This is a genomic window from Noviherbaspirillum sp. (genome assembly GCF_035627455.1).
GTDB lineage: Bacteria > Pseudomonadota > Gammaproteobacteria > Burkholderiales > Burkholderiaceae_D > Noviherbaspirillum.
In genome coordinates this window covers 56,762-69,034 of sequence record NZ_DASPLS010000097.1, presented here as the reverse complement: position 1 = coordinate 69,034, position 12,273 = coordinate 56,762, and the positions used below count along the sequence as shown (strand labels likewise).

Below are 12,273 nucleotides of genomic sequence, written 5' to 3'. Positions count from 1 at the left end.
TTCATAATAAATGAATCTTTAACCCGAGGCAACCAATCACCTGCGCGCGGCAGGGTTAATTCGCATAAAATCAGACGAAAACAACACTCCTTTCCGTCCGCAGGTTTTCCACGTCAAGCCCATGCCGCAAGCGCTCTACACCGTATCGGAGATTCGCGAAATCGAACGCGAAAGTCTTGCCAGCCTGCCGCCGGGTACGCTGATGCAGCGCGCCGGCAAGGCGACTGCGCGCGCCGCGCTCGGCCTGCTGCATGCATCACCCGCCGATGCGCGCGTGCTTGTCCTGGCCGGGCCGGGAAACAATGGCGGCGACGCGCTCGAAGCGGCAGCCTCGCTTGCGGAAAACGGCGTGGATGTCACCGTGCTGCTGTGCGCAGACAGCGGCCGCCTGCCAGCCGATGCTTGCCGCGCGCTGCAACGCGCACGAAGCGGCAACGTCCGTTTCGCCGACGCCAGCACCGAGTCCGTACAGTCCGGCGCATGGACGCTTGCGATCGATGGCTTGTTCGGTATCGGCCTCGCCCGTCCGGTTTCCGGTTTGCACCGAACGCTGGCCGATGCCATCAACGCGCTCTGCTGCCCGGTGCTCGCCATCGACGTGCCGAGCGGGCTGGATGCGGATACCGGCGGCATCGTCGGGGATGACGGGATCGCGGTGCGCGCCACGCATACGATCACCTTCATCGCCGACAAGCCGGGCCTGCATACGCTTGATGGCCGCGACCATGCCGGCGAGGTGACAGTCTGCGATCTCGATATCGACGCACGCCATTTCAGGCCGGCGCGCATGCACCTGAACGATCCCGCGCTGTTCGCCGCCTGCCTGAAGAAACGCCCGCACAATTCGCACAAGGGAAGTTATGGCGACGTGATCGTGGTCGGCGGCGCGCAGGGAATGGCCGGCGCCCCGCTGCTGGCCGCACAGGCGGCTGCCAAGTGCGGCGCCGGGCGGGTGTACGCCGCCTTCATCGGCGACGCGCCTACTCACGACAGCATGCATCCGGAACTGATGTGCCGCAGCGCCGCCGATTTCGACCTCTCGGCGGCCACGCTGGTCGCAGGCCCTGGCATGGGCACCGGGCGCCTGGCCGGCGACATGCTTGCCCGCCTGCTGGCGGCACCCGCGCCGCTCGTGCTCGACGCCGACGCACTCAACCTGATCGCCGCCGAACCAGGCCTGCAGCATCCGCTCCGAACCCGCGGCGGGGGCACGGTAATGACGCCGCACCCGCTCGAAGCGGCACGCCTGCTGCAGTCGTCGACGAAAGAGGTCCAGTCCGACCGGCTGGCCGCTGCCGCCCGCATTGCGCAGCGCTTCGGCGCGGTGGTGGTACTGAAGGGCTCGGGCAGCGTGGTGGCGCGGCCGGATGGCACGGCGGTCATCAACCCGACCGGCAACCCGGCGCTGGCGACTGCAGGCACGGGCGATGTGCTGGCGGGGATCTGCGGCGCGCTGCTGGCGCAATCGTTTCCGACGTGGGAGGCGGCTATCGCCGCCGTGTGGCTCCACGGCAAGGCAGCTGACGTACTGGTTGAACAAGGGATCGGTCCGATCGGCCTGACCGCAGGCGAACTCATTCCCTGCGTGCGCACGATCCTAAACAGCGTTACGAAGCAGTACGCCCGCTAGCGGGCAGTTTCGCTTCAAGCACAGCTCGCGGCAACAGTATGTGCGAGTCCGGCTAGCCGAGCTGGCCGGCTGCGATGGTAATGGTGCGCCGGCAGCGCGCCGCGATCGACGGGTCGTGCGTCACAAGCACAAGGGTCGAGCCGCGCTCCTCGTTGAGCTCGAACATCAGCCTGATCACGGATTCGCCGGTGGCTGCGTCGAGGCTTCCGGTGGGTTCGTCCGCAAACAGCAGCGGCGGCTCGGTGACGAAGGCGCGCGCCAGTGCGACGCGCTGCTGCTCGCCACCCGACATGTATTTTGGATAGTGCCGCAGCCGGGAAGACAGCCCGACCCGGCCCAGCATTGCTTCGGCCTTCGCCCTCGCGTCGTCATCGCGCCGCAGTTCGAGCGGCAGCATCACGTTCTCCAGCGCGGTGAGATGCGCAAGCAGCTGGAAGGATTGGAAGACAAACCCCAGCTTCGCCTGGCGCAGGCCGGCCCGCCCATCCTCGGTCAAGGCGAAGATGTCGACCCCGTCCAGGCGCACCGTGCCCTCGCTCGGCGTATCCAGCCCGGCAAGCAATCCCAGCAGCGTCGACTTGCCGGAACCGGAGGCGCCGACGACCGCCAGCGTCTCTCCGCGCCGGACGGTAAAATCGATGTCACGAAGGATGGTCAGCTCCCCGGTCGCATCCGCGACGCGCTTGCTCAAATGAATGACTTCAATCGCAGTGGACGTCGGGGCGGATTCAGGCATGCAGGATAACGAGAGGAAATTGGGAATGTCGAATCGATTGCTCAGGTGGTTTGCAGCATGGGCGCTCGCCCTTTTTGCAACGTGCGCTTATTCTGCACCAAAAACGGTGCTTGTGCTTGGCGACAGCCTGTCGGCGGAGTACGGCATCATGCGCGGCCAAGGCTGGGTCCCGTTGCTGGAAAAACGGTTGCAGTCCGAGCGCATCGACGCCGGGATCGTGAACGCGAGCGTGAGCGGCGAGACCACGTCCGGCGGCAAGGCGCGGCTGCCCGCTTTGCTCGGCCAGCACCGTCCATCGGTGGTCGTCATCGAACTCGGCGGCAATGACGGCTTGCGCGGCTTGCCGCTGTCCGCCGCCGAGGCCAACCTGCGCGCGATGATCGCGGAATCGCTGAAGGCGAACGCGAAGGTGCTGCTGGTCGGCATGCAGATCCCGCCGAACTACGGCCGCGACTATGCGGAGAAGTTCGCCGGCATGTACCGCAAGCTGTCGCAAGAAACCAAGGTGCCGCTCGTGCCCTTTCTGCTCGAGGGCGTCGCGAGCCGGCCGGACCTGTTCCAGGCTGACCGCATCCATCCCTTGGCCGAAGCGCAGCCCCTCATGCTGGAAAATATCTGGCCCCACCTGAAGCAGCTGCTGATGCGCTAACGAAGAGCAACCCGGCGCGCGCGGCGCAGGCATTCCCCGTACCATGCCCGGGCCCCGCGCACCAACGAAAAAAAAAGCCGCTCGTTTTATCGAGCGGCTTTTTTGCTTGCCGTGACGCTGGAGCCTGCCGTCAGTTTCCTTCATCCTTCGGCGCAGCGGGCCGCAGGATCTCGACCTTGGCCTTCTTCTTCAGCACTTCCAGATAAGTAAAGGCCTCCTGCTGCGCCAGTGCATTCGCGATCTGTTGCTGTTCGGCCTGACGGCGCGCGGCGTCGACCGCTGCCGGCTGCTGCACCTTGTTGATGCGATACACACCATATCCCAGGCCCTGGATGTCGACACCGACATAAGCGGGAAGGCTGGTGACGTCCGCCTTCATGATTGCGGACAGCGCTTCCTGACGCACGCTCTGCGGCTTGACGCGGGACACGAGCTTCGCATCGCCAAAGCCCGACGCATTGCCCGCTTTCGCCGCCGCGAGTTTTTCCTCGCCGGCCTTCTTCGCCAATGCCGCCGCCTCGGCTTGCGTCACGCGTTCGCGCACGATCGCCTGCACTTCCTCGAACGGCCGCCGCGTCACCGGCTTGTGTTCCAGCACTCGGCCTGCCACCAGCACGCTCGGCGCGACTTCGACGGCTTCGGTATTGCGCTTGTTCTTGACCGCTTCGTCGGAGAACAATGCGCTCAGGAACTTGGGATTGTTATAGGGGGCTGTCGGCGGAACGGCCGGATTAGGCGTGCGGCTCAATCCCGCCGCGGTCTCGATCTTCAGCTGCAGCTTGTCGGCAACCGGCTTCAGGCTGTCCGACTGTTCATACACCATGTTGGTGAATTGCTCGGCCATTTCCGAGAACTTCTTCGCTGCAAGCTGTTTCTTGATATCCGCTGCGATCTGGCCCTTCACCTCATCCAGGCTCTTCACCGAGCCCGGCTTGATACCGGTGAGCTGGACGATGTGATAACCGAATTCGGACTGCACGACGTCGCCGATCTCACCCTGCTGCTTCAGCTTGAATGCCGCGTCCTCCAGTGCCGGCGACGCGGTCATGCCCTTGGTGAAGAAGCCGAGGTCGCCGCCCTGCTCGGCGGAAGCGGTATCAGCGGAGTTCTCCTTCGCCAGCTTCGCGAAATCGGCCGGGTTCTTCTGCAACTGTGCCAGCAGCTTGTCCGCCTTGTCCTTCGCGGCCGCCTTCTCGGCGGCCGACGCGTTCTTGTCCACCTTGATCAGGATATGGCTCGCGCGGCGCTGCTCTTCATCGGTATAGCGCTTGGCGTTCTGCTCGTAGTAGGACTTGATGTCGGCATCGCTCACCGAGATCTGTGCCGCCACCACCTCGCTATTGAGCACCACGTATTCCGCCTTGATCTGCTCCGGCACCTCGAACAGGCTGCCGTTCTTGTCATAAAACGCCTTGAGCATGTCGTCGGTAACCTTCACCTGTGACGCGAAGTCCTGGGTCTTGAACAATGCCTCCTGCACCTCGCGCTCCTGGTCGTTCAGGTCCGACAGGCGGGCGGCGACCGTCTTCGGGGCGAACGCGGTGCCCTGGATTGCGCCGGCAACCTGCTGCAGCATCAGCTCGCGGCGCAGCAGAGCCTCGTATCCGGTCGGCGTCATGCCCTGCCCTGCCAGCAGCGACTTGTAGCGTTCGACATCGAACTTGCCATCCGGTCCGGTCAGGCCGGGCGTCGACAGGATGTTCTGCTGCAGTGCCTGGTCGCTTACCGACAAATTGTTCTTTGTCGCTTCGGCGGCAAGCACGCGCTGCTCGATCAATCCTTCGAGGATTTCCTGCTTCGCTTGCGGCGTGTCGAGCATCTTGGGATCGAACTGCGGCCCCAGCATCTGGCGGAACCGCTCCATCTGTTCACGCTGCGCCGCATCGAGTTCTTGCTGGGTAATCGAGTGGCCGGCTACCTTGGCCACCGCGTTGTCGCCTTCACGGAAACTCGTATAGCCTTCGAGGCCGAAAAACACGAATGATGGAAAAATGAGCAGCAGCAGTATGAACTGCATCAAGCGCTGATGCGTGCGGATAAAATCAAACATGGTCGGTCAGCCTAGAGACGTACAGTACAGACATACGGACGGATGGCGAAACACATTCCGGCGGTCCCGGCTCGCCAAGCAAGCCGGTACGCGTCGAGATGCGGCTGCGGCAAAAAAAATCCTGCCGCATAAGAAAAAAGGCGAACTCGCGTTCGCCTTTTTTCGTTGTTGGCGGAGTGGACGGGACTCGAACCCGCGACCCCCGGCGTGACAGGCCGGTATTCTAACCGACTGAACTACCACTCCTGAAACTCTACTGCTTCATCTGGCTGTATTGGTGGGTGCTGAGAGGCTCGAACTCCCGACCTACGCCTTGTAAGGGCGCCGCTCTACCAACTGAGCTAAGCACCCTGAAACCACGCTTAGTCAGCCAGACGTTTTGACGTTTGTCACCACGTCGTAAAAAGCAAGATTATACAGCAGCTTTCCGCAAGATGCACTACCTAAATCAGTTAAGCGCGTCCTTGAGTGCCTTACCCGGACGGAATTTCGGCACCTTTGCCGCCTTGATCTTGATCGCATCGCCAGTACGCGGATTGCGGCCGGTGCGTGCTGCGCGCTTGCCCACGGAGAAAGTACCGAAACCGACAAGCGTCACGGATCCGTTCTTCTTCAACGTGGTTTTGACCGCACCGATCAGCGCGTCGACTGCGCGTGTCGCAGCAGCCTTCGAAATGTCCGCGTTGCCGGCAATGTGGTCGATGAGTTCGGTTTTGTTCACTAACGCCCCCTTAGTAAGTTGGATTTTTGCGATGCCGATATTTGCTCTATTTATTGCTCTTTTTGGTAGCAGCATCGTCATAGAAATGCAGATTGGAAATTTCTGCAGCCCGTATTAAACAAGTGGCATAGCCTTGTGTCAAGCGGTTCCCGGTGTGCCGCGCCGGCCGCGACGCCATGCGCCAGGCGGCGAGACGCGTGTTATTTGTGCACGACTGAAAGTAAAAAAAAGCGCCCCGAAGAGCGCTTTTTCCTTGCCTGTTTTGCGGTCAGTGCTTGACGACGGTGGGGTCGGCCTGCCCCGCTGCCTGAGTGACGGCCGTGTCGACCGGCGCGTCGACGTCGGCCAGCGGCACCGGCTGCCTTTCGAGCGCGACCTCCAGTACCTTGTCGATCCAGCGCACCGGAATGATCTCCAGCTTGTTCTTCACGTTGTCCGGAATGTCCGTGAGGTCCTTCACGTTCTGCTCCGGAATCAGCACCGTCTTGATACCGCCGCGATGCGCCGCCAGCAGCTTTTCCTTCAGGCCGCCGATCGGCAGCACTTCGCCGCGCAGCGTGATCTCGCCCGTCATCGCGACATCGGCGCGCACCGGAATGCCGGTCAGTACCGACACCAGCGCGGTCGTCATCGCGATACCTGCGGACGGACCGTCCTTCGGCGTCGCGCCTTCCGGCACGTGGATGTGGATGTCGCTCTTGCCGAACAACTCGTTCTTGATGCCGAGCCGCTTGGCGCGGCTGCGCACCACGGTACGCGCGGCTTCGATCGACTCCTTCATCACGTCGCCCAGGGTGCCGGTGCGGATGATGTCACCCTTGCCCGGCATCGTCATCGCTTCGATCGTCAGCAGGTCGCCGCCCACTTCCGTCCAGGCGAGGCCGACCACCTGGCCGATCTGGTTTTCCTTCTCGGCGATGCCGAAGTCGTAGCGGCGCACGCCGAGGAACTTGTCGAGGTTCTTCGACGACACCACGATCTTCCGATCCTGCTTCTTCAGCAGCAGCATCTTGACCACCTTGCGGCAGATCTTCGAGATCTCGCGCTCGAGGGAGCGCACGCCGGCTTCACGCGTGTAGTAGCGGATGATGTCCCGGATCGCCGATTCCGACACCTGGATCTCGTCTTCCTTCAGGCCGTTGTTGGTGATCTGCTTTGGCAGCAGGTAACGCAGCGCGATGTTGGTCTTCTCATCCTCGGTGTAACCCGACAGGCGGATGACTTCCATCCGGTCCAGCAGCGCCGGCGGAATGTTGAACGAGTTCGAGGTGGCGACGAACATCACGTCGGACAGGTCGAAGTCGACTTCGATATAGTGGTCCGAGAAAGTGTGGTTCTGCTCCGGATCGAGCACCTCGAGCAGCGCCGATGCCGGGTCGCCGCGGAAGTCCTGGCCGAGCTTGTCCACTTCGTCGAGCAGGAACAGCGGATTGCGCACGCCAGTCTTGGCCAGGCTCTGCAGGATCTTGCCGGGCATGGAACCGATGTAGGTGCGGCGGTGGCCGCGGATCTCGGCCTCGTCGCGCACGCCGCCCAGCGCCATGCGGACGAATTTACGGTTGGTCGCCCGGGCGATCGACTGGCCGAGCGAGGTCTTGCCGACACCCGGAGGACCTACCAGGCACAGGATCGGCGCCTTCACCTTGTCGACGCGCTGCTGCACCGCGAGATATTCCAGGATGCGTTCCTTGACCTTCTCCAGGCCGTAGTGGTCGCCCTCGAGCACCTTCTCGGCATTGGCGAGGTCGTTGTTGACCTTGGACTTCTTGCGCCACGGCAGGCTGAGCAGGGTGTCGATGTAATTGCGCACCACGGTCGCCTCGGCCGACATCGGCGACATCAGCTTGAGCTTCTTCAGCTCGGACTGCACCTTTTCCCGCGCTTCCTTCGGCATGCGGGCGGCAATGATTTTCTTTTCGAGTTCTTCGAGATCCGCGCCCTCTTCGCCTTCGCCGAGTTCCTTCTGGATCGCCTTGACCTGTTCGTTCAGGTAGTACTCGCGCTGCGATTTTTCCATCTGGCGCTTGACGCGGCCGCGGATGCGCTTTTCGACCTGCAGGATGTCGAGTTCGGCTTCAAGCTGGCCAAGCAGATGCTCATGGCGCTTGGCCACATTGAAGATCTCGAGAATGATCTGTTTTTGCTCAAGCTTAAGCGGCAGGTGTGCTGCTATGGTATCTGCTAGGCGACCTGCATCGTCGATCCCGGCTAACGAAGTAAGGATCTCCGGGGGAATTTTCTTGTTCAGCTTTACATACTGGTCGAACTGCTGAACGATGGCGCGGCGCATCGCCTCCACTTCCGATTCGTCGCCCGGCTCGGATTCGACCGGCGTGAGTTCGGCAACAAAGTGGGTATCGAGTTCGCTGATGTGATGAATGTGCGCGCGCTGCGCACCTTCAACCAGCACCTTTACGGTGCCGTCCGGCAGCTTCAGCATCTGCAGGATGTTGGCAACGCAACCGATTTCGTAAATGTCGGACGCTGATGGTTCGTCCTTGGCCGCTGCTTTTTGGGCGGCAAGCATGATGCTCTTGCCTTGCTCCATTGCTGCTTCCAGCGCCTTGATCGACTTGGGGCGGCCAACGAAAAGCGGGATCACCATATGCGGGAAGACAACAACGTCCCGCAACGGCAATAGCGGCAGTTGGGTGTGGTCAGTTAGTGTTGTAGAAGTCGTCATGGCGAACCTTATCTAAGAGCTTGTTAATGATGTAGGCGCGAGCAGCCAAAACTCAAGTCCAAGCGGCAACAAAAATCACTCGTTTCAACCCTTTCTTTCAAAGTTCGCAATAAAAAAAGCCACACACGAAGTCGCCCTCGGGTGGCTTTACGATGGAAGCCTGAAGTGATTCCGGTCTGTTCAAATTCTACTGCTTCTGGAAGAAAACGGGCCTGGCTCCATGTGCGTTTGGCTTGTCGGCTACTTCGCCCCTGAAACCTTGGGCTGCTCGTGATAGATCAACAGGGGTTTCGCTCCGTTGACGATGCAGTTTTCATCAATCACCACCTTGGCGACGTTCTGCTGGCTGGGCAATTCAAACATTACCTCCAGCAGAGCATGCTCCAGGATGGAGCGCAACCCGCGCGCACCAGTCTTGCGCTCCAGCGCCTTTCTGGCAATTGCGTGCAATGCTGCTGGCCGAACCTCCAATTCCGCCCCTTCCATCTGCAGCAGCTTCGCATACTGCTTGATCAGGGCATTCTTGGGTTCAAGCAAGATTTGGATTAGGGCGTCCTCGTTTAGTTCACTCAGGGTCGCCACAACCGGCAGACGGCCGACCAGCTCCGGAATCAGGCCGAACTTGATCAGGTCTTCCGGCTCCACGCCAAGCAGCACGTCGCTTGCATTGCGCTCCTGCTGGCTCTTCACCGACGCGGAGAAACCGATGCCGCTTTTTTCCGAACGGTTGGAGATGATCTTGGCCAGGCCGTCGAACGCCCCGCCGCAGATGAACATGATGTTGGTCGTGTCGATCTGCACGAAATCCTGGTTCGGATGCTTGCGCCCGCCCTGCGGCGGCACCGACGCCATCGTACCTTCGATCAGCTTCAGCAGTGCCTGCTGCACGCCTTCGCCGGACACGTCGCGCGTGATGGACGGGTTATCCGACTTGCGGGAGATCTTGTCGATTTCGTCGATATAGACGATCCCCTTCTGTGCCTTTTCGACTTCGTAATTGCAGTTCTGCAAAAGCTTCTGGATGATGTTCTCGACATCCTCGCCCACGTAACCGGCCTCTGTCAGCGTCGTCGCATCGGCGATCACGAACGGCACGTTCAGCATGCGCGCGAGGGTCTGCGCCAGCAGCGTCTTGCCGGAACCGGTGGGGCCGATCAGCAGGATATTGCTTTTCGCCAGTTCGACGTCGTCTTTCTTGCCGAGGTGTTTCAGGCGCTTGTAGTGGTTGTACACCGCCACCGACAGGATGCGCTTTGCCGTCTCCTGGCCAATCACGTACTGGCCCAGCAATTCATAGATTTCCTGCGGCGTGGGCAGGTCGGACTTGGGACCGGAAACCGACTCGATGCTCGACGCCTCGTCGCGGATGATGTCGTTGCACAGGTCGATGCACTCGTCGCAAATGAACACCGACGGGCCCGCTATGAGTTTCTTTACCTCGTGTTGGCTCTTACCGCAGAAGGAGCAGTAAAGCAATTTTTCGCCGCTGGAGGATTTTTTGTCAGACATAAAGCAAATTATGGGTGGAGATTGAACTGATATTACCTGCGAAATCCAAATTCGTCACGACAGCGCGCAATAAATTGGGGAATTCCACGACATCCGAGGCGTAAAACAAAAACGCCCGGACGGGCTTTCGTCCGGGCGTTTTTTCGCGGGACAACCGCGTCAGACGCGCGACGTCAGCACCTTGTCAATCATGCCATACTCGGCCGCATCCGCGGCAGACATGAAATTATCTCTGTCCGTATCCTTGCTGATTTGTTCCACGCTCCGGCCGGTTTTTTCAGCCAGGATGTGGTTCAGACGGTCGCGCAGGTACAGGATCTCGCGCGCCTGGATCTCGATGTCCGCCGCCTGCCCTTGGGCGCCGCCCAGGGGCTGGTGGATCATGATGCGCGAGTTCGGCAACGAGTAGCGCTTGCCCTTGGCGCCCGCGGCCAGCAGGAAGGCGCCCATGGAAGCCGCCAGGCCGGTGCACAGGGTGGACACGTCCGGCTTGATGAACTGCATGGTGTCAAAGATCGCCATGCCGGCCGAGACCGACCCGCCGGGGGAATTGATGTACAGCGAAATGTCCTTGTCGGGATTTTCGCTTTCCAGGAACAGCAGTTGCGCGACGATCAGGTTGGCGCTGTGGTCGTTGACCGGCCCCACCAGAAAGATCACGCGCTCCTTCAGCAGGCGCGAGTAAATATCGTACGCGCGCTCGCCGCGGCCGCTCTGTTCAATCACCATCGGCACCATACCGAGCATTTCGGTATCGAGTGCGGAATTTCTAAACATGCCTGACATGTGCTTTTTCCTCATGGAGTTCGCACCGGCCGGAATCAGCCTTGTGCGGTATTGCCCATCAATTCGTCGAATGCGACCGGCTTCTCGGTCACCTTGGCCTTGCCAAGCACATAGTTAACGACATTATCCTCCAAAACAAGGGCTTCCACTTCGGCGAGGCGGCGACGGTCGCTGAAGTAGAACTTGATCACCTGTTGCGGATCTTCGTAGCTCTGTGCGAATTCCTCGACCTGGGCCTTGACCTGCTCCTGGGTCGCTTCCAGCTTGTTGGCCTTGACCACTTCGGCCAGGATCAGGCCGAGGCGCACGCGGCGCTCTGCCTGCGCGGTAAACAGTTCGGGCGGGAACGGCATGTCCTTGACGTTCATGCCACGTTGCGCCATGTCCTGGCGCGCCATTTCGATCAGGCGCTCGACATCCTGGTCCACCAGCGCCTTCGGCACGTCCAGTTCGGCAACCTTGATCAGGGCGTTCATCACGCTGTCCTTGGTGCGCGCCTTGACGCGGCCGTTGACTTCGCGCTCGAGGTTGACCTTGATGTCTTCGCGCATCTTGGCCAGGTCGCCGTCGGGAATGCCGAGCGATTTGGCAAAGTCGGCGTCGACTTCCGGCAGGTGCGCCCACTCGACCTTCTTCATCGTGATCGTGAATTCGGCGGTCTTTCCGGCAACATCCTTGCCGTGGTAATCCTCGGGGAAGGTCAGCGGAAAAGTCTTGGACTCGCCGACCTTCAGGCCGCGCGCGGCGTCTTCGAATTCCTTCAGCATGCGGCCTTCGCCGAGCACGAACACGAAATCGTCTGCCTTGCCGCCCTGGAATTCCACGCCGTCGATCTTGCCGACGAAGTCCACGGTGACGCGGTCGCCATCCTGTGCCGACTGGTCCGCACCGCCGTCGCCATGCGCGCCGTGCTCGCCCTTGGTGTGGTAATGCACGCGCTGCTTGCGCAGGATGTCGACGGTCTTGTCGATTTCGGCGTCGGTCACTTCGCTCTTGACCTTCTCCACTTCGGCGGTGGACAGGTCGCCCATCTTCACCTCGGGATACACCTCAAAGGTGGCGTCGAAGGCCACGACGTCGTCGCCGGTGCCGGTCTTGGGCTCGATCTTCGGATAGCCCGCCACGCGCAGGTTGTTCTCGCTGGCGGCTTCGCTGAACGCGCGGCCGACCTTGTCGTTCAAAACCTCGGACTCGACCTGGTAACCGTACTGCTGGGCGACCATCTTCATCGGCACCTTGCCCGGACGGAAGCCGGGGGCCTTAGCGGTGCGCGCACGGATTTTCAGGCGCTTTTCCACTTCCGCCTTCACATCTGCCAGCGGCACGGTGATGGTCATGCGACGTTCGAGTTTTTCCAGGGTTTCGACTGCAGTTGCCATTTGAATCGTCCAAAAAATGTTGTTCTCTATGGTGCGAGGAGGGGGACTCGAACCCCCACACCATTGCTGGCGTCAGGACCTAAACCTGGTGCGTCTACCAATTTCGCCATCCTCGCGCGGCTTTGTATTG

9 protein-coding genes and 3 tRNA genes are annotated in these 12,273 nt (G+C 61.0%); 2 read left to right on the top strand and 10 right to left on the bottom strand.

All coding sequences use genetic code 11. The features are described from left to right. The first annotated feature begins 121 nt into the window (after positions 1-121). Complete coding sequence (locus VEC01_RS18670; RefSeq protein ID WP_324902417.1) at positions 122-1,630, top strand: NAD(P)H-hydrate dehydratase; 1,509 nt, start codon at positions 122-124, stop codon at positions 1,628-1,630. Between the two features lie 52 nt (positions 1,631-1,682). On the opposite strand, the gene VEC01_RS18665 is transcribed toward VEC01_RS18670, so the two are convergent. After that, positions 1,683-2,366, bottom strand: a complete 684-nt coding sequence (locus VEC01_RS18665) for an ABC transporter ATP-binding protein (RefSeq protein WP_324902416.1) — start codon at positions 2,364-2,366, stop codon at positions 1,683-1,685. Between VEC01_RS18665 and VEC01_RS18660 the strand changes: the two genes are divergently transcribed. Then, complete coding sequence (locus VEC01_RS18660) at positions 2,365-3,015, top strand: arylesterase (RefSeq protein ID WP_414691474.1); 651 nt, start codon at positions 2,365-2,367, stop codon at positions 3,013-3,015. The two genes, VEC01_RS18665 and VEC01_RS18660, sit on opposite strands and share 2 nt — an antisense overlap. A 130-nt stretch (positions 3,016-3,145) precedes the next feature. On the opposite strand, the gene VEC01_RS18655 is transcribed toward VEC01_RS18660, so the two are convergent. The 9 genes from VEC01_RS18655 to VEC01_RS18615 all read right to left on the bottom strand — a co-directional run bounded on the left by VEC01_RS18655 (position 3,146) and on the right by VEC01_RS18615 (position 12,259). Continuing rightward, positions 3,146-5,065 carry a SurA N-terminal domain-containing protein gene (locus tag VEC01_RS18655; protein ID WP_324902414.1) on the bottom strand — a complete coding sequence of 640 codons (1,920 nt, stop codon included), beginning with the start codon at positions 5,063-5,065 and terminating at the stop codon, positions 3,146-3,148. A 169-nt stretch (positions 5,066-5,234) separates the two neighbouring features. Further along, positions 5,235-5,311, bottom strand: a tRNA-Asp gene (locus VEC01_RS18650). Positions 5,312-5,340: 29 nt separating this feature from the next. Then, a tRNA-Val gene (locus VEC01_RS18645) sits at positions 5,341-5,416 on the bottom strand. A gap of 97 nt (positions 5,417-5,513) precedes the next feature. Continuing rightward, entirely contained in the window at positions 5,514-5,786 is a 273-nt protein-coding gene (locus tag VEC01_RS18640; protein WP_324902413.1) for an HU family DNA-binding protein, read from the bottom strand. A 268-nt stretch (positions 5,787-6,054) separates the two neighbouring features. After that, complete coding sequence (gene lon / locus VEC01_RS18635) at positions 6,055-8,469, bottom strand: endopeptidase La (protein ID WP_324902412.1); 2,415 nt, start codon at positions 8,467-8,469, stop codon at positions 6,055-6,057. A 240-nt stretch (positions 8,470-8,709) separates the two neighbouring features. Then, complete coding sequence (gene clpX / locus VEC01_RS18630) at positions 8,710-9,978, bottom strand: ATP-dependent Clp protease ATP-binding subunit ClpX (protein WP_324902411.1); 1,269 nt, start codon at positions 9,976-9,978, stop codon at positions 8,710-8,712. Between the two features lie 159 nt (positions 9,979-10,137). Beyond that, positions 10,138-10,764, bottom strand: a complete 627-nt coding sequence (clpP, locus tag VEC01_RS18625; protein ID WP_324902410.1) for an ATP-dependent Clp endopeptidase proteolytic subunit ClpP — start codon at positions 10,762-10,764, stop codon at positions 10,138-10,140. A 35-nt stretch (positions 10,765-10,799) separates the two neighbouring features. After that, a complete protein-coding gene (gene tig / locus VEC01_RS18620; RefSeq protein ID WP_324902409.1) occupies positions 10,800-12,143 on the bottom strand; it encodes a trigger factor in 1,344 nt (447 codons plus the stop codon). A 29-nt stretch (positions 12,144-12,172) separates the two neighbouring features. Further along, positions 12,173-12,259: transfer RNA gene (locus VEC01_RS18615), tRNA-Leu, on the bottom strand. Between the last annotated feature and the right edge of the window lie 14 nt (positions 12,260-12,273).